The sequence below is a fragment of the Kitasatospora sp. NPDC041988 genome (assembly GCF_055588525.1).
The window spans coordinates 118,943-137,624 of the sequence record NZ_JBVJCO010000022.1 but is presented as its reverse complement, the minus strand read 5'-3'; the positions used below and the strand labels follow the sequence as shown (position 1 = coordinate 137,624).

At 72.9% G+C, this 18,682-nt stretch carries 14 protein-coding genes; 5 read left to right on the top strand and 9 right to left on the bottom strand.

Translation table 11 applies throughout. The features are described 5' to 3' along the window. Positions 1-76: 76 nt before the first annotated feature. Positions 77-883: a hypothetical protein gene (locus tag ACZ6NC_RS22635; protein ID WP_465735455.1), complete on the bottom strand. Its 807-nt coding sequence runs from the start codon at positions 881-883 to the stop codon at positions 77-79. Between the two features lie 517 nt (positions 884-1,400). On the opposite strand from ACZ6NC_RS22635, the gene sepH reads away from it, so the two are divergent. Then, entirely contained in the window at positions 1,401-2,477 is a 1,077-nt protein-coding gene (sepH, locus tag ACZ6NC_RS22630) for a septation protein SepH (RefSeq protein WP_465735453.1), read from the top strand. A 148-nt stretch (positions 2,478-2,625) separates the two neighbouring features. On the opposite strand, the gene ACZ6NC_RS22625 is transcribed toward sepH, so the two are convergent. Further along, positions 2,626-3,486 carry a sulfurtransferase gene (locus ACZ6NC_RS22625; RefSeq protein WP_465735451.1) on the bottom strand — a complete coding sequence of 287 codons (861 nt, stop codon included), beginning with the start codon at positions 3,484-3,486 and terminating at the stop codon, positions 2,626-2,628. A gap of 155 nt (positions 3,487-3,641) precedes the next feature. Between ACZ6NC_RS22625 and ACZ6NC_RS22620 the strand changes: the two genes are divergently transcribed. Beyond that, positions 3,642-4,394 carry a VOC family protein gene (locus tag ACZ6NC_RS22620; protein WP_465735449.1) on the top strand — a complete coding sequence of 251 codons (753 nt, stop codon included), beginning with the start codon at positions 3,642-3,644 and terminating at the stop codon, positions 4,392-4,394. 10 nt (positions 4,395-4,404) lie between these two features. Here ACZ6NC_RS22620 and ACZ6NC_RS22615 read toward each other — a convergent pair whose 3' ends face one another. The 4 genes from ACZ6NC_RS22615 to ACZ6NC_RS22600 all read right to left on the bottom strand — a co-directional run bounded on the left by ACZ6NC_RS22615 (position 4,405) and on the right by ACZ6NC_RS22600 (position 9,885). After that, complete coding sequence (locus ACZ6NC_RS22615; protein WP_209415384.1) at positions 4,405-5,061, bottom strand: thymidine kinase; 657 nt, start codon at positions 5,059-5,061, stop codon at positions 4,405-4,407. A gap of 53 nt (positions 5,062-5,114) precedes the next feature. Continuing rightward, positions 5,115-6,299 carry an alkaline phosphatase family protein gene (locus tag ACZ6NC_RS22610; RefSeq protein WP_465735447.1) on the bottom strand — a complete coding sequence of 395 codons (1,185 nt, stop codon included), beginning with the start codon at positions 6,297-6,299 and terminating at the stop codon, positions 5,115-5,117. Between the two features lie 78 nt (positions 6,300-6,377). Then, positions 6,378-6,977, bottom strand: a complete 600-nt coding sequence (locus ACZ6NC_RS22605; RefSeq protein WP_396323740.1) for a DUF5998 family protein — start codon at positions 6,975-6,977, stop codon at positions 6,378-6,380. Between the two features lie 94 nt (positions 6,978-7,071). After that, positions 7,072-9,885 (bottom strand): bifunctional acetate--CoA ligase family protein/GNAT family N-acetyltransferase, encoded by a 2,814-nt coding sequence (locus ACZ6NC_RS22600; protein WP_465735488.1) that lies wholly within the window; start codon positions 9,883-9,885, stop codon positions 7,072-7,074. Positions 9,886-10,313: 428 nt separating this feature from the next. Here ACZ6NC_RS22600 and ACZ6NC_RS22595 point away from each other — a divergent pair, with 428 nt between their 5' ends. Then, positions 10,314-10,595 (top strand): HPr family phosphocarrier protein, encoded by a 282-nt coding sequence (locus ACZ6NC_RS22595; RefSeq protein ID WP_465735445.1) that lies wholly within the window; start codon positions 10,314-10,316, stop codon positions 10,593-10,595. 99 nt (positions 10,596-10,694) lie between these two features. Here the strand turns inward: ACZ6NC_RS22595 and ACZ6NC_RS22590 are convergent, their stop codons facing one another. The 3 genes from ACZ6NC_RS22590 to ACZ6NC_RS22580 all read right to left on the bottom strand — a co-directional run bounded on the left by ACZ6NC_RS22590 (position 10,695) and on the right by ACZ6NC_RS22580 (position 14,980). After that, positions 10,695-11,888 (bottom strand): RtcB family protein, encoded by a 1,194-nt coding sequence (locus ACZ6NC_RS22590; protein WP_465735443.1) that lies wholly within the window; start codon positions 11,886-11,888, stop codon positions 10,695-10,697. A 321-nt stretch (positions 11,889-12,209) separates the two neighbouring features. Next, the gene (locus tag ACZ6NC_RS22585) at positions 12,210-13,601 is read right to left on the bottom strand and encodes a M16 family metallopeptidase (protein ID WP_465735441.1); all 1,392 of its coding nucleotides are present in this window, start codon (positions 13,599-13,601) and stop codon (positions 12,210-12,212) included. Beyond that, positions 13,598-14,980, bottom strand: a complete 1,383-nt coding sequence (locus ACZ6NC_RS22580; protein ID WP_465735439.1) for a M16 family metallopeptidase — start codon at positions 14,978-14,980, stop codon at positions 13,598-13,600. The genes ACZ6NC_RS22585 and ACZ6NC_RS22580 overlap by 4 nt, the downstream gene beginning before the upstream one ends. A gap of 223 nt (positions 14,981-15,203) precedes the next feature. Between ACZ6NC_RS22580 and ACZ6NC_RS22575 the strand changes: the two genes are divergently transcribed. Together ACZ6NC_RS22575 and ACZ6NC_RS22570 are read left to right on the top strand one after the other, a co-directional pair. Continuing rightward, on the top strand, positions 15,204-17,654 hold the full coding sequence (locus tag ACZ6NC_RS22575; RefSeq protein WP_465735437.1) for a DNA gyrase/topoisomerase IV subunit A: 2,451 nt from the start codon (positions 15,204-15,206) through the stop codon (positions 17,652-17,654). 88 nt (positions 17,655-17,742) lie between these two features. After that, positions 17,743-18,645 carry a sucrase ferredoxin gene (locus ACZ6NC_RS22570; protein WP_465735435.1) on the top strand — a complete coding sequence of 301 codons (903 nt, stop codon included), beginning with the start codon at positions 17,743-17,745 and terminating at the stop codon, positions 18,643-18,645. Positions 18,646-18,682: the final 37 nt, after the last annotated feature.

Below are 18,682 nucleotides of genomic sequence, written 5' to 3'. Positions count from 1 at the left end.
CCAGCGCACGGAATTGTCGGAGACCCCTAAGGCTTGTCTGACAATTCGCGTCGCGGCGGGAATTGTCAGACAAGCCCTAGTTCGCCGGCTGCGCGGTGGGAGCGGCGGCCTGCGGGGAGACCGCGGCGGGGGCGCCGCTCGGAGCGGGCGGCTGCAGGGTCGGCCCGCCGGACGGGCCGGCGGCGCCGCCGCTCGGGGTCGCCGCACCGGACGCACCGGACGCACCGGCGGACGGTGTGGCGGAGGGTGTGGAGCTCTGGCCCGGCGACGGGGAGGCCGTGCCGCTGCCCCCGGCGCTCGGGCTCGCGCCCGGGGAGGCCGGCGCCGAGGCGCCGCCGTCCTTCCCGGCCGACGGGCTTGCGCCGCCCAGCGAGGTGCCACTGCCCGGCTCCCCCTTCACCGTGGCCGACACCGGCTGCCCGGTGGCCAGTTCGAAGGCGACGATCGGCGTCATCGCCAGGAGGAACACCAGCCCGGACACCGCCGCGTACGTCTTCCACGTCCACCGCCGACGCGCCCGGACCACCTGCGGCTCGTTCCACTCCGAGGAGACCGCCGGCACCGCCACCGGCGTGCCGGCGGCCGGCGCCTGGCGGAGCCCGTTCACCTCCGGCCCGGGACCGGTCCGGTCCACCGCGTCGCGCAGCTGTTCGCCGGTGCGCCGGAAGACGTGCTGGAACACCGCACCGCCGGTGGTCGCCCCGACGCTCACCACCGCCGCGCCCAGAATCGTGCCGTAGACGCCGAGTTCGGAGGCGAGCACCGCCCCCACCACGGCGGCGAGTGCACTGGCCGCGACCTGAGTCACACTCAGGTCAATTCGCCTGCGACCTTCCGCGCCGCCCTCCTCGGCGGCCTTCTCGGCGGCCTTCTGCTCCGGCATCAACATCCCTCGGTCCGTACGACTCTTCTTCGAACAAGTCACTCCATCTTGCCCAAAGAAGGACACAAGGGGCGAAAATGCGGTTCCGCGCGGGAGATATATGTGAAGATGATCACCGTCCACCGGCCGATCGTCTGCCATCGGAGGTGCGCGCTCTTGAGATTCCCGTGAATCGCGGGAGACTTGAGCGGCGAGCCGCCCCTTTGGATGCCACGAATGGAGTACTGTTCGTAAAGCCTGAGCCCTGGGTCGACTTGTCGACTGGCCATCAACTGGCAGATTGACAAAGAGCCACGGCACAGGCACGCACGGCGACGCCCGTCCCGGATCGTCGCGTTCACTGCGCGTGCGAGGACGGCCGGGACACCCAGACGCGACGTCAACAGGTGACGTGGCAAAAAGGCAACCGTGCCACAGCGGCGCGTCCGGGCCTAAGCCCGACACGCCGGGGAACTCAGCAAGGTTGTGGCCAGTCGCGAGCGGGCAGGCCACACTCAGTACGGGAGCAGCGACGCAGGTGACGTCGGCAGGCACCACCCGGGAGGTAACCGTGCCCGAACTGCGGGTTGTGGCCGTCAGCAACGACGGCACACGGCTGGTGCTCAAGGCTGCCGACAGCACGGAGTACACCCTCCCCATCGACGAGCGGCTGCGCGCCGCCATCCGGGGCGACCGTCCGCGCCTCGGCCAGATCGAGATCGAGGTGGAGAGCCACCTCCGCCCCCGCGACATCCAGGCGCGGATACGAGCCGGCGCCTCCGCCGAGGAGGTCGCGCAGGCCGCCGGTATCTCCGTCGACCGCGTCCGCCGCTTCGAGGGGCCGGTGCTCGCCGAGCGCGCCTTCATGGCCGAGCGGGCCCGCAAGACCGCCATCCGCCGGCACGGCGAGTCCACCGGACCGCAGCTGGGCGAGGCCGTCGCCGAGCGGCTCGCGCTGCGCGGCGCCGAGAAGGACACCGAGCGCTGGGACTCCTGGCGGCGCGACGACGGCACGTGGGAGGTCATCCTTTCCTACCGGGCCGAGGGCGAGGGCCGCAGCGCGGCCTGGACGTACGACCCGCCGCGGCGCCTCGTCCAGCCCAACGACGACGAGGCCCGCGCGCTGATCGGCGAGAACGTCGAGCGCGAGGAGGAGTCGGTCTTCCCGTTCATCCCGCGGATCGCCCGGCTCCCCCAGGACCGGCCGCCGCGTCCGATGATCGACCGGCCCTCGGCGGACCGCATCATGTCGGCCCGCGAGGTGCGCGAGGGCCGCGAGGCCACCGCCGAGTCGCGCGACTCGCTGACCAGCCTGCTCGATGTCGTCCCCGCCTTCCGCGGTGACCTCGCCGTCGGCGCGCCGCCGCCGATCGAGCCGGTGCCCGCCGAGGTCGCCGAGGAGAGCGAGGAGCCGGCAGCCGCCGCCCCCGCGGTCGGCGCGGGCTCGGCGTACGCGGACATCCTGATGCCGCGGGCCGTCGCCCCGCACCGCGAGCGCCTGGTCGGGACGACCGACCGGCAGGCGGAGGCGGACGGTGTCCGGCCCGGACGCCGGGCCACCGTGCCGAGCTGGGACGAGATCGTCTTCGGCAGCCGGCGCAAGAAGCAGGAGTAGCCGTCACGTTCGGCGAAGGGGTGGGAGGCCGGCCGGCCTCCCACCCCTTCGCCGTGCCGCCGGCCGTACGACCGCGGCCCCGTGCGACCGGCGTCGCGCCGACGGCCTGGTACCACCGGCGTCGCGCGGCCGGCCTCGTGCGACCGGCTCAGCCCGGCTGGTCGGTGACCGCCACCGGGCGGCTCTCGTCGCTCGACCACTCGCTCCACGACCCCGGGTACAGCGTGGCCGGAAGGCCCGCCACCGCCAGCGCCAGGATCTGGTGCGCCGCCGTCACACCCGAACCGCAGTACACCGCGGTCCCCCGCTCACCCGCGCCCAGTGCCCGGAACCGCTCGGCGAGTTCGGCGGCCGGCCGGAACCGCCCGTCCGGGCCGACGTTCTCGGTGGTCGGCGCGGAGACCGCCCCCGGGATGTGCCCGGCGCGCGGGTCGATCGGCTCGGTCTCCCCGCGGTAGCGCTCCCCGGCCCGGGCGTCCAGCAGCAGCCCGGTCCGGGCCCAGGCCGCCGCGCCGTCCCCGTCCACCGTCGGCAACCGGCCCGGCACCGGCTTGAAGTCGCCCTCCTCCGGCACCGGAACCTCGACGGTCACCGGCAGCCCGGCCGCCTGCCAGGCGGCGAACCCGCCGTCCAGCACCCGCACGTCCGGATGGCCCGCCCAGCGCAGCAGCCACCAGGCCCGGGCCGCGGCCAGCGAGGTGGCGCCGTCGTACACCACCACCGGGCGGCCGGTGGAAACCCCGAAGCGGCGCAGCACGGCGCCCAACTCCTCGACGTCGGGCAGCGGGTGGCGGCCGCCTCGCCCGGGCGGACCGGCCGGGGCGGCGAGGTCGGTGTCCAGCTCGACGAAATGGGCGCCCGGCAGGTGGCCGGCCGTGTAGTCCTCGATCCCGGGCGGACCGCCGAGCTGCCAGCGCACGTCGAGCAGGACCGGCGGGAGCTCCGAGGCGAGCGCCTCCCGCAGGCCGGCCACCGAGACCAGCGGGGAGTCATCGTGAGAAGTCGTCATGGCGGTCATTCTTGCGCAGGGCCGCCAACTCGACGCTCTTTGTGCGGTCTTTGCCGGACTTTCCGCGCGGCCCGAGGGTTCGGCGCGCGCCAGGGTGGAACCATCACCCTCACGTGCGCAGCTCCGTGCGCCGTCCGCCCCGTGAGGAGGCCCGCATGCCCGCGGTGAAACTCCGGCTGGCCCAGGGCACGCCGTGCTGGGTCAGCCTGATGACCGACGACCTGGCCGGCGCCCGCGCCTTCTACGGCGAGCTGCTCGGCTGGACGTACACGCCGGGCCCCACCCAGCTCGGTGCCTACGTGCGGGCCGAGTCGGGGGGCGCCCCGGTCGCCGGTCTCGGCGTCTCCGTGGCGACGGGCTTCCCGGTCCAGTGGACGACCTACTTCGCGGTGGACAGCGCCGACCGGACGGCCCAGCTGGTGCGCGAGTGCGGCGGCACGGTGGCGGTCGGTCCGCTGCAGGCCGAGCGGGCCGGCCGGCTGGCAATCGCGGCGGACGTGTCCGGTGCGGTCTTCGGACTCTGGCAGGGCGAGGAGCACACCGGCCGGGAGGCGGGACCCGAGCCAGGGGGGCCGGCCTGGGCCGAGCTGCTCACCCCCGACGAGGAGGGTGCGGCGGTCTTCTACGGCGCAGTGCTGGGGCGACCGGTGGCCCCGGCCGACGGCGGGTCCGCGCTGCTGGTGGACGGCCGGCCGGTGGCCGGCATCCGGTCCGGAGCCGAGCTGCGCGGGCACGCGCCGCGCTGGCGGGTCCATTTCGCCGTCCGGGACGCGGTGTTGACGGCCCGTCGGGCGGTGGAGCTCGGCGGCCGGGTGCTGGTGGAGCCGCACGTGACCGGGCGCGGCCGGCTGGCGCGGCTGGCCGACCCGCAGGGCGGGCACTTCTCCGTACTGGAAACGGGCCTCTGACCGAGGCCCCTCAGGCCTGCTGTTCTTCGAAGGGCAGCACGTCCGGGGAGAGCACCGAGGCGCGGGCGGTCGCGGCGGTCAGCCGGCGGCGGTGGTGACGGCGGCAGAGCACCTCGTAGCCGACCTCGTCCTCGCGCACCGTGATGTCGCCGATCACGACCTGGGCGCCCTCGACCACCATCACGCCGCCCACCGTCCGGGCGTTGTGGGTGGCGCGCGCACCACACCAGCAGAGCGCCTCGACCTGGAGCACCTCGACCCGGTCTGCCAGCTCGATCAGCCGCTGGGAGCCGGGGAAGAGCCTGGTCCGGAAGTCGGTGGTGATGCCGAAGGTGAAGACGTCGATACCGAGTTCGTCGACCACCCGGGCCAGCTGGTCGACCTGCTCGGCGGCGAAGAACTGGGCCTCGTCGCAGATCAGATAGTCCACCCGGCCGCCGGCCGAGAGCCGGTGCACGACGTGGGCGTGGAAGTCGAAGTCGTCCGTGACCTCGACCGCCTCGGCCTGCAGGCCGAGCCGGCTGGAGATGGTGGCCGCGCCGGCACGGTCGTTGCGGGTGAGGATGATCCCCTGCCGGCCGCGGGCGGCGTGGTTGTGGTCCATCTGGAGCGCGAGCGTCGACTTCCCGCAGTCCATCGTGCCCGAGAAGAACACCAGTTCAGCCATGGGTGGAGCAGAGGCCTTTCAGAGAGGGGGAGTTCACGCGGAGCGGGGGGGGTTCACGCGCGGACTTCGAGCAGGGGCACGAACTGCTCGACCGGGGTCATCGAGCCATGCAGGCCGATCATCGCGGACTCGCCGGGCTCGTTGCGGGACGCGATCACGGCGATGTCGTCGCGGGCCGCGGCCACCACGTCGCCGATCCGGTGGTAGACCCGGTCGTCCACCGAGGGGCCGAACCAGCCGGCGGCGATCGCCTCGTCCCGGGTCGCCACCCACATCCGGTCGCCGAGCACCTCGCTCCAGACCGTGTACACGTCGGCGGCGGCCCCCGGCACGGCGTACACGTGCCGGGCCCGGCCCTCGCCGCCGAGCAGCGCGACGCCGGCGCCGAGCTCCCAGTCCTCGTCGAAGTCGACCCGGTCCTCGGGAGCGATGTCGATCATGCCGTGGTCGGCGGTGACGTACATCGCCGAACGCGGCGGCAGCTGCTGGGCCAGCCGCCGGGCCAGCCGGTCCACCGCGTCCAGCGTCATCCGCCACTCGTCGGAGTCCACCCCGAACCGGTGCCCGGCGCCGTCCAGCTCGCTGACGTAGGTGTAGACGAGGGCGCGGTCGTGCTCGGCCAGCCAGGCGGCGGCCTGGTCCATCCGCTCCTCGCCGGTGGTGCGGCCGAGGAAGGTGCCGCCGGAGAGCGCCACCCGGGTCAGCGGGGTCTGGGCGAACAGCGGCGAGGAGACCTGCGCGGTCGCCACCCCCGCGGCGTCGACCTGCTCGAACACCGTCGGGTACGGCTGCCAGAGCGCCGGATCGGTGTGCGGCTGCCAGCGCAACTGGTTCATCAGGTAGCCGGCGCCCGGCACCGCCACCGTGTAGCCGGCCAGGCCGTGCAGGCCCGGCGGGGTCCCGGTGCCCACCGAGGCCAGCGAGGTGGCGGTGGTGGACGGGAAGCCCGCGGTCAGCGGACGGCCGGTGCCGCCCAGCGAGCTGCCGGCCAGCGAGGACAGGAACGGCGCGTACTCGGGGTGGCGCAGCAGCAGCTCCCAGCCGAGGCCGTCGACCAGGAACACCACCACCCGGTCGGCGGGCGCGATCGGCAGCGTCGCGGTGAAACCGGGCACACCGAGGCCGGCCGCCACCGAGGGCAGCAGGTCGCAGAGCGAGCCGCTGCCGTACGGGGGCGCCGGGGCGGTGGCGGGGTCGAGGATCTCGAAGGCGTCGTGGCCGTCGGGGGCGAAGGACATGGCTGAGGGGCTGGCTTCCTGGCTTCGGTGGCGTCGTCGTGCGTCAGGTCTCGGCGCACGTCGTCGTGCGTCGCCGGCTCAGACCCGCGGGCTGTTGCTGATCGTCGCGTCGGAGAGCGCCCGGGCGAACACCAGCGCCTGGGCCACCGTCTCCGGACCGTCGCCGGCCTCGCTGACCCGCAGTGACAGATCGTCAGCGGTGGCGGAACCGGTGTAACCGTGATCCGCCTCGCAATTCGGGTCCGAGCAGCCGGCCGGCTCCAGGTCCAGCCGCTGCACCGCACCCCAGCCGATGGTCAGCACGACCTCGCGCGGCAGCGTGCCCGGGGTGTACGTCTCCGGGTTGGCGACCATCCGGCTCACCACGACCGAACCGATCCGGTCCAGCCGGACACTCTCGGTCGAGGTCGTCGCGTACGGCACCGCCGGGCCGGCGCCGTCGCCGGACTGCTCGTCGGTGTGGCTCACCACGAACCGGGTCGGGGTCAGCACCAGCACGGTCACATGCCGGCGGACCTCGTTGGCGTCGAAGGTGGTCTCCTGGTGGACCAGGTAGGAGCTGATCGGCTCGGGACCCACCGCGGACTCGACCGCCTCGGACACCAGGGCCGGGTAGTAGCCGCTGCGCTCGATCGCCGAGCGCAGGTCCTGAGTGGTGGTGGTACCGGTCTTCGCCATAACTCCATCCTGGCATGGTCCGCCGACGAAGCGGGCGGCGCGGCGCCGAGCTTCCGGACAACAGCGCCCCCGGACAGGGCGCAACCAAGGAAGGTTACAGCGTGCTCATGGCGCGCGGGCCCAGATCGCTGCGGACTGGCAGGGGTGCGATCCGCACTCGCGCCCCCAGGATCGCCAGCCCGTGCGGGGCGACGACCACGGGTTCGAGATCCACCGAGGCGACCTCCGGGAGGTCGTCCACCAGGCGGGAGACCCGCAGCAGCACCTCCTCCAGCGCGTCGGTGTCCACCGCCTCGGCACCGCGCCAGCCGAACAGCAGCGGCGCCGCCCGGACCTCCCGGATCAGCCCGGCCACGTCCTGGTCGGTGGCCGGGACCAGCCGGTGGGCAACATCACCGAGCAGTTCGGCGGGGGCGCCGGCCAGGCCGAAGGAGAGGATCGCGCCGACCGCCGGGTCCACGGCGGCGCCGATCACGGTGTCCACCCCGCGCGGAGCCAGCCGCTGGACCACCAGCTCGGCCTGGGCAGCCCCGCCGAGCAGCGCGTCCAGCTCGCGGTGGGCCCGGCGCAGCCCCGGCTCGCCGGTGAGGTCCAGCCGGACGCTGCCGAGGTCGGGACGGTGGCGCAGGTGCGGGGCGGTGGCCTTCAGCGCGACCGGGTAGCCGAGCGTCGCCGCCGCGCGGACTGCGCCCTCCTCGTCGTGCGCGGGCAGCGTCGGCGAGACGTCGATGCCGTAGCGGGCGAGCAGCGCCGTCGCGTCCGCGTCCGGCAGCGTGATCCGCGCGCCGCCCGGCTGGGTGCGGGCAGAGAAGGTGCGGCGCGTAGCGCCACGAACAAGGGTGGTGGTGGGCGCCGGGCGGGCAGTCCGGGTGTTGAGCGCCGCCTCGACCAGAGCCCGGGCGCCCGACTCGTCGATCCGGTCCAGTTCCGGGACGCGGGCCGTCTCCTCCGCCTCGGCCATCCGGTGCCGCCACTGCGCATAGTGGACGGCGTGCGCGAGGGCGCGGACGGCCCGCTCGGGCGCCGGGTAGGCGGGGATACCGCCCGGCCGCAGCCGGTTCGGCAGATCGGTCAGCGCCAGATGGGCGAGCACCAGCGGCTTGCCCAACTCCCGCGCCCGCTCACCCGCTTCGAGCAGCGCCGCGGCGATCTCCGGATCGTCGGAGCCCATCTCCGGATCGTCCGGGCCGGTCAGTCTGCCCCCCATGAACGCATGCGCCGAGGTGCCGATCGGCGGAATGGCGACGGCGATCACCGCGTCCACCGCCGGGTCGCCCAGCGCCACGTCCAGCGCGATCCGGAAGTTCTCGCCGGTGGCGGCGGTCGTCAGGTCCACCGGGGTCCGGGGGCGCAGCCCGGCACTCAGACAGGCGTCATGGGTGAGCAGGCCGAGCGAATCCGAATTGCCGACCACCGCCACCCGGTCCCCGGACGGCAGCGGCTGCAGGGCGAGCAGCTCCCCCGTGTCGTACAGCTCGGTGATCGTCTCCACCCGGGTGACGCCGGCCTGCTCGAACAGCGCGTCCACGGTGGCGTCGCGCAGCCCGGTCGCGGTCGCCGGGACGGCATGGCCCGGCGGCAGGCTGCCGGTGTGGCGGGCGCCCTTCACCACCACGATCGGCTTGGCGGCGGCCAGCCGGCGGGCGATCCGGGTGAACTTGCGGGGGTTGCCGAAGGACTCCAGGTAGAGCAGCACCACCTCGGTGGCCGGATCCTCCTCCCAGTACTGGAGGAAGTCGTTGCCGGAGACGTCCGAGCGGTTGCCGACCGAGGCGAAGGAGGAGACGCCCAGCCCCCGGCGGTGGGCCGCCTCCAGCAGGGCCACGCCGATCGCGCCGGACTGGCAGAAGATGCCGAAGCCGCCGCGCCTCGGCAGGACCGGCGCGAGCGAGGCGTTCAACGGGCGGTCGGCGTCGGTGTTGATCAGACCGAAGGCGTTCGGGCCGATCACCCGCATACCGGCCGCCCGAGCCTGGCGGACCAGGGCACGCTGACGGTCGCGACCCTCCGGCCCGGTCTCCGCATAACCGGCGGTGACCACCACCAGGCCCTGCACCCCGTGCGCACCGCACTCGGCGACGGCCGCGGGGACGGCGGCGGCCGGCACGGCGATCACCGCCAGATCCACCGGGCCCGGGATCTCCAGGATCGAACGGTGCACCGGGACACCGTCCAGCTCGCTGCCGGGCGGGGCGTTGCGGTTCACGGCGTAGACGCGGCGGTCGTCGTCCTCGTCCTTGCTGTCGAAGCCGCCGAGCAGATCGCGCAGGATCGCCCGGCCGACGGTCTGCGGGTTGCGCGAGACCCCGAGCACCGCGACCGAACGCGGAGTGAGCAGCCGTTGCACCGACCTCGCCTCCGCGCGGTGCTCGCGCGCCCGCATCACCGCGAGCGAGGCCGCGGTCGGCTCCAGATCGAACTCCAGGTGGACCACGCCGTCGGCGAAACTGCGGTGCTGGGTGTAGCCGGCGTCGGTGAAGACCTTCACCATCTTGCGGTTCTCCGGCAGCACCTCCGCCTGGAAACGGCGGATACCACGCTCCTGCGCCACCGCCGCGATGTGCTCCAGCAGCGCGGAGGCCACCCCGCGGCCCTGGTGCGCGTCCTGCACCAGGAACGCCACCTCCGCATCCGTACCGGTGTCCGACGGACGGCCGTCGGCGTCGATCCGGTCGTAGCGGACGGTGGCGATGAAACGGTCCCGGATCACCACGGCCAGGCCCACCCGGTTGACGAAGTCATGGTGGGTGAAGCGCCGGACGTCCTTGTCGGAGAGCCGCGGATAGGGCGCGAAGAAGCGGAAGTACTTGGACTGGTCCGACACCTGCTCGTAGAACTCCACCAACCGCCCGGCGTCCGCGGGCGTGATCGGCCGGATCCGGGCCGTGCCGCCGTCACGCAGCAGGATGTCGGCCTCCCAGTGCTGCGGGTAGTCCGGCCCGGCGTGCTCGGGGTGGTGCGCCGATGCCTGCTTGGGGCCCTGTTTCGGGCCCTGCTGCGCACCGTGCGTCGTGCCCTGCTTGGCGCCGTGCGTCGCGCCGTGCTGCGGGCTCAGCTCGGGGTGCGGTACCGCGGAGTCGTCCACATTCGTCAGGTTATCCGGCGGCGAGCCGAATGGCGCCGGGCGTGCGGCCACGGCAGGGTGAGCAGGACCGGAGAGAAGCCGGACAGGGCCGCTGGCCGGGGCTTATGCCCTCACTTATGCCCCCGAAAGAAACAATCACAACTCCTGAACGCGGCGGCTCGAAGGGGTCGCCTGCGTGCAACACTGGTCTAGACAACATGGCCGCCACCCCTAGCACGGCCGTGACCAGCTTCACCGGAAAGGCACGTCTCATGGCTGAGCGCCGCGTCACCATCGGTTGGGCCGAGGGCCTGCACGCCCGTCCCGCCGCCGTCTTCGTCAAGGCCGTCGCGGCCACCGGCGTGCCGATCACCATCGCCAAGCCCGACGGCAAGCCGGTCAACGCCGCTTCCCTGCTCGGCCTGCTCGGCCTCGGCGCCCAGGGCGGCGAAGAGGTCATCCTCGCCTCCGACGCCGAGGGCGCCGACGAGGCCCTCGACCGCCTCGCCAAGCTGGTCCAGGAGGGCCTCGACGAGCTGCCGGCCGCCGCCTGAGCACCGTCGCGAGAGGGGGCGCCGGTTCTCCGGCACCCCCTCTTCTGCATGATCGGCACACCGAGACGGCCCCGGACTCGTCCGGGGCCGTCCTCCGCGTCAGCCCTTGACGCAGACGACCTGCTTCAGGTGCGCCACGATCTCGACGAGGTCCTTCTGCTGCTCGATGACCTTCTCGATCGACTTGTACGCACCGGGAATCTCGTCCACGACTCCGCTGTCCTTGCGGCACTCCACGCCCTTGGTCTGCTCGACCAGATCACGCGTGGTGAACCGCTTCTTCGCGGCGTTCCGGCTCATCTTGCGGCCGGCGCCGTGCGAGGCCGAGTTGAACGCCGCCTCGTTGCCGAGGCCGCGGACGATGTACGAACCGGTGCCCATCGAGCCGGGGATGATCCCGTAGTCTCCGGAACCGGCCCTGATCGCACCCTTGCGGGTCACCAGTAGGTCGACACCGTCGTACTTCTCCTCCGCCACGTAGTTGTGGTGGCAACTGATCACCTCATCGAAGGCGACCTTCGCCTTGGCGAACTCACGGCGGACGACGTCCTGGAACAGTGCCATCATCACCGCACGGTTCTTCTTGGCGTACTCCTGTGCCCAGAAGAGGTCCTGACGGTAGGCACCCATCTGCGGGGTGTCCGCGATGAACACCGCCAGGTCGTGGTCGACCAGCCCCTGGTTGTGCGGCAGCGAGCGGGCGACACCCATGTGATGCTCCGCCAGCTCCTTGCCGATGTTCCGCGAGCCGGAGTGCAGCATCAGCCAGACAGTTCCAGTGTCATCAACGCACAGTTCGATAAAATGATTACCTCCACCGAGCGTTGCCATCTGCTGCATGGCCCGCTCGCGCCGCCACTTCACCTCCGGCGCCACTCCGTCGAAGCGCTCCCAGAAGTCGTCCCAGCCCGCCGTCGCGAAGCCGTGGAGCTTGCGCGGGTCGACCGGGTCGGTGTGGAGGCCGCGGCCGACCGGGATGGCCTGCTCGATCTTGGAGCGGAGGCGGGAGAGGTCGTCGGGGAGGTCCTTGGCGGTGAGGGACGTCTTCACGGCGCTCATTCCGCAGCCGATGTCCACACCGACCGCCGCCGGACAGACGGCGCCGCGCATCGCGATCACGGAGCCGACCGTCGCGCCCTTGCCCAGGTGGACGTCGGGCATCACGGCGAGGCCGTGCAACCAGGGCAGCGAGCTGATGTTGCGCAGCTGCTGCATGGCCTGGCCCTCGACGGTGGCCGGGTCGGTCCACATCCGGATCGGGACCCGGATACCGGGTACCTCGGTGTACGACATGGTTGAACGACCTCCAAAGGTCGGTTGGTTCAAGCCTAGGTGTGGTGCCGCGCGAAGAGTCCCGGTGCGGCTCGGGGAAGATCTGGGGTGCCGGCGCTCAGGCGGCCGGGGGGCGGGCCGGGGTACACGGGAGGGACGGTCGTGGGGAGCGCACTGTGGTCGGCTCGACCCGCATGGTGACCGCCTCCTTTCCGTATCCGTATCGGCTGCCGTGGGATATCTACCCACAGCGCGATCACGCCCTGCAAGGGATTTAACGACGGAGGGCCCGGCGGAGCTGAGTGCTCCACCAGGCCCTGCCCGTACGGGGGTTCAGTCGGTTCAGGAGCTGATCACGGTGACCTCGCCGATGCCGAGCTTGCGCACCGGTTCGGCGATCTCGGCGGCGTCGCCGACGAGGACGGTGACCAGGCGGTCCGGCGGGAAGGCGGCGACCACGGCCTCGGTGGCGGCGGCCGTCGGGAGCTCGGCGAGCTGCCGGTAGACCTCGGCCTGGTAGTCGTCGGGCAGGTGCTGCTCGACCTGGTCGGCCAGGGTGCCGGCGACCGAACCGGCGGTCTCGTACTTCAGCGGGGCGACGCCGACCAGGAATTGCACGGCCTCGTCGCGCTCGGCGTCGGTGAGGCCCTCGGCGGCGAGGGTGCGCAGGATGGTCCAGGTGTCGGCGAGCGCGGGGGCGGTGGAGGCGGTGTCCACCGAGCCGCTGATGGCGAGCAGCGCGCGCCCGCTGCCGTCGGCGGTGGAGCGCAGCGGCTGGGCGAAGGCCCGGACGCCGTAGGTGTAGCCCTTCTCCTCGCGCAGGACGCGGTCGAGGCGGGAGGTGAGGGTGCCGCCGAGGCAGTAGGTGCCGAGGATCTGGGCGGCCCAGGCGGGGTCGTGCCGGTCGGGCCCGATGCGGCCGATGAGCAGCTGGGTCTGGACGGAGCCGGGGCGGTCGACGATGACGACGCGGCCGGTGTCGTCGGCGGTGACCGGGGCGTGGGCGCTGGGGGCGGTGGTGTCGGCCGTCCAGGTGCCGAGGGTGGCTTCGAGCAGGGCGGGCAGGTCGGTGCCGGTGAGGTCGCCGACCACGACGACGGTGGTGGTGGCGGGCCGGACGTGGGCGTCGTAGAAGGCCTGGACGGCGGCCCGGTCGATGGACTTGACCGTGTCGGCGGTGCCGCCGCGGGCGCGGGAGAGGCGGTCGGCGCCGTCGAAGAGTTCGGCGTAGAGGGCCTTGGCGGCGCGGCGGGCGGGGTTGGCCTGCTCGTGGACGATCTCGTCGAGGCGGTTGGCGACGAGGCGCTCGATCTCGTCCTCGGGGAGGGCGGGGGCGCGCAGGGCGTCGGCGAGGAGGCTGAGGCCGCGCTGGAGCCGGCTGGCGGGGACTTCGAGGGAGACCCGGATGCAGGGGTGGTCGGCGTGGGCGTCGAGGGTGGCGCCGGCGCGCTCGAGTTCGGCGGCGAACTCTTCGGCGGTGAGGGTGTCGGTGCCTTCGTTGAGGGCGCGGGCGAGGATGCCGGCGATGCCGTCGAGGCCGTCGGGTTCGGCGGCGAGCGGGGCGTCGAGGAGGACGTCCACGGCGACGAGCTGCTGGCCGGGGCGGTGGCAGTGCAGGACGGTGATGCCGTTGCCGAGGGCGGCGCGCTCGGGGGCGGGGAAGGCCCACGGGCTGGGGGTGCCGGGCTGGGGCTGGGGGTGGAACGTCATGGCGGGGACGTAGTCGGTGCTCATGCGGCAGCGCCCTCCTCTTCGGTCGCGTCGGTGGCGGTCTGGTCGGCGTCGGTGCCGTCGGTGTCCTCGGCCGTGGTGGGCTCATAGACGAGGACGGCCCGGTTCTGGGGGTGGAGGCGGGCCTGGGCGATGGCCCGGACCTCCTCGGCGGTGACGTCGAGCACCTTGGGGAGGGCGCCGCCGAGCAGCTTGGGGTCGCCGAACAGGACGGCGTAGCGGCAGAGTTCGTCGGCCCGGCCGGCGACGGTGGTGAGCCGGTCGAGCCATTCGCGCTCGATCTGGGCCTGGGCGCGCTCGAGTTCGGCGGCGGTGGGGCCCTCGGCGGCGAAGCGGGCGAGCTCCTCGTCGACGGCGGTCTCGATCTGCTCGATGGTGGCGTCGCCGGAGGTCTTGACGTCGAGCCAGCCGAGGCTGGGGGCGCCGGCGAGGCGGAGCAGGCCGAAGCCGGCGGCGACGGCGGTGCGGTCGCGACGGACGAGCCGGTTGTAGAGCCGGCTGGATTCGCCGCTGCCGAGGATGGTGAGGGCGAGGTCGGCGGCGTCGGCCTCGCGGGTGCCATCGTGCGGGAGGCGGTAGGCGGCCATCAGGGCGCGGGAGGGGACGTCCTCGCGGATGGACTCGCGGAGTTCGCGGCCGATGGTGTCGGGGAGGGTGCCGTCGCGCGGGGGCTGCTTGCCGTCGTGGGCGGGGATGGTGCCGAAGTACTTCTCGACCCAGGCGATGGTCTGCTCGGGGTCGATGTCGCCGACGACGGAGAGGACGGCGTTGTTGGGCGCGTAGTAGGTGCGGAAGAACGCCTGGGCGTCCTCCAGCGTGGCGGCGTCCAGGTCGGCCATGGAGCCGATGGGGGTGTGGTGGTACGGGTGGCCGTCGGGGAAGGAGAGCGCGGTGAGCTTCTCGAAGGCGGTGCCGTAGGGGACGTTGTCGTAGCGCTGGCGGCGCTCGTTCTTGACGACGTCGCGCTGGTTCTCCATCGAGGTGTCGTCGAGGGCGGCGAGCAGGGAGCCCATCCGGTCGGCCTCCAGCCAGAGGGCGAGCTCCAGCTGGTGGGCGGGCATGGTCTCGAAGTAGTTGGTGCGCTCGAAGCTGGTGGTGCCGTTGAGGGAGCCGCCGGCGCCCTGGACGAGCTCGAAGTGGCCGTTGTTGGAGACGTTGGCCGAGCCCTGGAACATCAGGTGCTCGAACAGGTGGGCCAGCCCGGTGCGGCCCTTCACCTCGTGGCGGGAGCCCACGTCGTACCAGAGGCAGACGGCGGCGACCGGGGTGAGGTGGTCCTCGGAGAGGACGACGCGCAGGCCGTTGGCCAGGCGGTGCTCGGTGATGGCGATGGCGGCGCCATTTCCTCCGGTGGAGGCGGATGCGGGGGCCGGGTTGGCCATGCGCTCGGGTCCTTCCCGTCGTCGATGTCGGGGTTCGTGTGGCGTTCCCCATTGTGGTGCAACGCGTGGAGGGCGTGGATGTGTCCGCGCGGACGGGGCGTTCGCCAGGGGCGGAAGAGGGGCGCTGGGCGGCAGTGTCGGTGGAAGGGTCCACAATGGGGGCGCTGAGCCGTGATCCGAAGCAGACAGACGCATCAGACAGACGCAAGGGAGCCCCGCCGCGATGGCCCGCCGCAGTTCGCAGACCCCGCCGCCCGGAGATTTCGAGGAGCGGATCCTCGATGTCGACGTTGTGGACGAGATGCAGGGCTCCTTCCTGGAGTACGCCTACTCGGTGATCTACTCGCGCGCGCTGCCCGACGCGCGGGACGGTCTGAAGCCGGTGCACCGGCGGATCCTTTACCAGGCCAACGAGATGGGCCTGCGGCCGGAGCGCGGCCACGTGAAGTGCGCGCGCCTGGTCGGCGAGGTGATGGGCCGGCTGCACCCGCACGGTGACGCGTCGATCTACGACTCCGTGGTGCGCATGGCGCAGCCGTTCTCGATGCGGCTGCCGCTGATCGACGGGCACGGGAACTTCGGTTCGCTGGGCAACGACGACCCGCCGGCCGCGATGCGGTACACGGAGTCGCGGCTGACGGCGGCGTCGATGGCGATGGTGGAGTCGATCCACGAGGACACCGTCGATTTCGGCCCGAACTACGACGGCAGTGAGCAGGAGCCGCTGGCGCTGCCGGCGGCGTTCCCGAACCTGCTGGTGAACGGTGCGACGGGCATCGCGGTCGGTATGGCCACGAACATGCCGCCGCACAACCTGTCCGAGGTGGTGGCGGCGGCCCGGCACCTGATCAAGCATCCGAACGCGGACCTGGACACGCTGATGCGGTTCATTCCCGGTCCGGATCTTCCGACGGGTGGGCGGATCGTCGGCCTGTCGGGCATCCGGGACGCGTACGGGTCGGGCCGCGGCACCTTCAAGATCCGTGCCACCACGACGGTCGAGGCGGTCTCCGCCCGCCGCAAGGGCATCGTGGTCACCGAGCTGCCGTACAACGTCGGCCCGGAGAAGGTGATCTCGAAGATCAAGGACCTGGTCAACGCGAAGAAGCTGCAGGGCATCGCGGACGTCAAGGACCTCACCGACCGCGAGCACGGGCTTCGGCTGGTGATCGAGGTGAAGAACGGCTTCGTGCCGGAGGCGTTGCTGGAGCAGCTGTACAAGCTGACGCCGATGGAGGAGACCTTCGGCATCAACAACGTGGCGCTGGTGGACGGCCAGCCGCTGACGTTGGGGCTGAAGGAGCTGCTGGAGGTCTATGTCGACCACCGCTTCGAGGTGGTGCGCCGGCGCAGCGACTTCCGTCGCCGTAAGCGTCAGGAGCGGCTGCACCTGGTCGAGGGCCTGCTGGTGGCGCTGGTCGACATCGACGAGGTCATCGCGATCATCCGGTCGAGCGACAACGCGGCGCAGGCGAAGGAGCGCCTGATCGAGCGCTTCTCGCTGTCGGAGACGCAGACGGCGTACATCCTGGACACGCCGCTGCGCCGGCTGACCCGGTTCGACCGGGTGGAGCTGGAGGAGGAGCAGGCGAGGCTCAACTCGGAGATCGCCGAGCTGACGGAGATCCTGGAGTCGGACACGCGGCTGCGCAGTGTGGTGTCGGCGGAGCTGGCCGCGGTGGGCAAGCAGTTCGGCACGGAGCGGCGGACGGTGCTGCTGGAGGCGGGGGCGGTGCCGTCGGCGTCGCTGGCGGTGCCGTTGGAGGTGGCGGACGATCCGTGCCGGGTACTGCTCTCGTCGACGGGTCTGCTGGCGCGGACGGCGGACGGTGAGCCGTTCGAGCTGTCGGAGAAGCGGGCGAAGCACGATGTGATCGTGTCGGCGGTGCCGGCGACGGCGCGTGCGGACGTCGGTGTGGTGACGTCGGCGGGCCGGGTGCTGCGGCTGCCGGTGATCGATCTGCCGGCTCTGCCGCCGACGCCGTCGCCGACGCTGGCGGGCGGCGCCGCGGTGGGCGAGTTCCTGCGTCTGGAGGCGGGCGAGCGGGTGCTGGCGCTGACGACGCTGGACGAGTCCTCGCCGGGTCTGGCGCTGGGCACGGTGCAGGGTGTAGTCAAGCGGGTGGTGCCCGAGTGGCCCGCCAACAAGGACGAGTTCGAGGTGATCGCCCTGAAGGAGGGCGACGAGGTGATCGGTGCGGTCGAACTGCGCACCGGTGAGGAGGACTTGGTCTTCATCGCCTCGGACGCCCAGCTGCTGCGCTACCCGGCGGGCCAGGTCCGTCCGCAGGGCCGCCCGGCGGGCGGTATGGCCGGTATCAAGCTGTCGGACGGCGCCCGGGTGCTGTCGTTCACGGCGGTGGACCCGGCGGCGGACGCGGTGGTGGTCTCGGTGGCCGGCGCCTCGGGCACGTTGACCGGTGAGGAGCAGAGCTCCTGGAAGGTCACCCCGTTCGAGCAGTACCCGCGCAAGGGCCGTGCCACCGGCGGTGTCCGGTGCCAGCGCTTCCTGCGCGGTGAGGACGCCCTGGCCTTCGCCTGGGCCGGGCCCTCCCCCGCCCGCGCCGCCACCGCCAAGGGCGCCCCGGTCGACCTGCCCGACCGCGACCCCCGCCGTGACGGCTCGGGTATGCCGGTGACGACGCCGATCGCGGTGGTCGCCGGCCCGGCGTAGCGGCGCCGGGCGGGCGGCGGACGGACTCGCGGCGGGGCGCCTTTCGGTGTCCCGCCGCGGTCTTTTCAGTACGGGTAGCCTTACCTGCGTGAGCACTTGTGCGACGTTGTCGCGTGAACTGTCGGAGCCGTTGGCCGCCACGGCGGCGACCGCCACGACCTGGCTGCTGGTCGAGCAGAGCGGGCCGTGGGGGGCGAAGGCGCTCGGCGAGAGCCATCTGGACTCGGCGGTCGGGCGGGCGCTGGAGGCGGCCGCGGCGGGGACCGGGGTGCGGGTGGCGCTGATCCGGCGGCCCGGGCGGCATGCCGACTGCCTGCCGACGGCGCGGCACGAGGTGATCGTGGCGCACAGCGTGCCGGGCCGGGGCTGGGTACGGCGGGCCGAGGTGGCGGATCCGGCGGAGCTGCTGGGGCTGGACTTCGCGGCGCTGGGCGCCGGGGAGCACGGCGGCTTCGGCACGGACCACGTCGGCGGGCCGGTCGCCCTGGTGTGTACCAACGGCCGCCGGGACCGCTGCTGCGCGCTGCTCGGCCGGCCGCTGGCGGCCGAGCTGGCGGCGGCCGGGCACAGCGAGGTGTGGGAGGTGACGCACCTGGGCGGGCACCGTTTCTCCCCCACCATGCTGGTGCTGCCGTACGGCTACGCGTACGGGCGGCTCACAGCGGAGACCGCCAAGGAGGTGCTGGCGGCGACGGCGGCTGGGCACATGGTGCCGGACTGGGCGCGCGGCTGCTCCGGCTGGGACCGCCCGGGCCAGGCCGCCGACCACGCGGTGCGGCTGGCCACCGGCGAGACCCGGGCCGACGCTCTGACGCTGACGCAGCAGCCGTCCGGTGAAGGCCGCTGGCTGGTGACGGTGCGCCACGAGGACGGCCGCGCCTGGGAGGTCGAGGTGGCCGAGGGCGCGAGTGAACCGCCCCGCCCCGAGAGCTGTGGGAAGGCCGCGGGGACCCCGTCCCGGATGGATGTCGGGTCCGTCCGGGAACTGTGACGGCCCCGCGCCCGTGGGGGTGGGCGCGGGACCGTCG

What these genes read in the sequence shown, in the direction of transcription:
- ACZ6NC_RS22635 (WP_465735455.1), bottom strand. Translation starts at nt 883, where the DNA reads ATGCCGGAGCAGAAGGCCGCCGAGAAGGCCGCCGAGGAGGGCGGCGCG.
- ACZ6NC_RS22625 (WP_465735451.1), bottom strand. Translation starts at nt 3,486, where the DNA reads ATGACGACTTCTCACGATGACTCCCCGCTGGTCTCGGTGGCCGGCCTG.
- ACZ6NC_RS22620 (WP_465735449.1), top strand. Translation starts at nt 3,642, where the DNA reads ATGCCCGCGGTGAAACTCCGGCTGGCCCAGGGCACGCCGTGCTGGGTC.
- ACZ6NC_RS22615 (WP_209415384.1), bottom strand. Translation starts at nt 5,061, where the DNA reads ATGGCTGAACTGGTGTTCTTCTCGGGCACGATGGACTGCGGGAAGTCG.
- ACZ6NC_RS22610 (WP_465735447.1), bottom strand. Translation starts at nt 6,299, where the DNA reads ATGTCCTTCGCCCCCGACGGCCACGACGCCTTCGAGATCCTCGACCCC.
- ACZ6NC_RS22605 (WP_396323740.1), bottom strand. Translation starts at nt 6,977, where the DNA reads ATGGCGAAGACCGGTACCACCACCACTCAGGACCTGCGCTCGGCGATC.
- ACZ6NC_RS22595 (WP_465735445.1), top strand. Translation starts at nt 10,314, where the DNA reads ATGGCTGAGCGCCGCGTCACCATCGGTTGGGCCGAGGGCCTGCACGCC.
- ACZ6NC_RS22590 (WP_465735443.1), bottom strand. Translation starts at nt 11,888, where the DNA reads ATGTCGTACACCGAGGTACCCGGTATCCGGGTCCCGATCCGGATGTGG.
- ACZ6NC_RS22585 (WP_465735441.1), bottom strand. Translation starts at nt 13,601, where the DNA reads ATGAGCACCGACTACGTCCCCGCCATGACGTTCCACCCCCAGCCCCAG.
- ACZ6NC_RS22580 (WP_465735439.1), bottom strand. Translation starts at nt 14,980, where the DNA reads ATGGCCAACCCGGCCCCCGCATCCGCCTCCACCGGAGGAAATGGCGCC.
- ACZ6NC_RS22575 (WP_465735437.1), top strand. Translation starts at nt 15,204, where the DNA reads ATGGCCCGCCGCAGTTCGCAGACCCCGCCGCCCGGAGATTTCGAGGAG.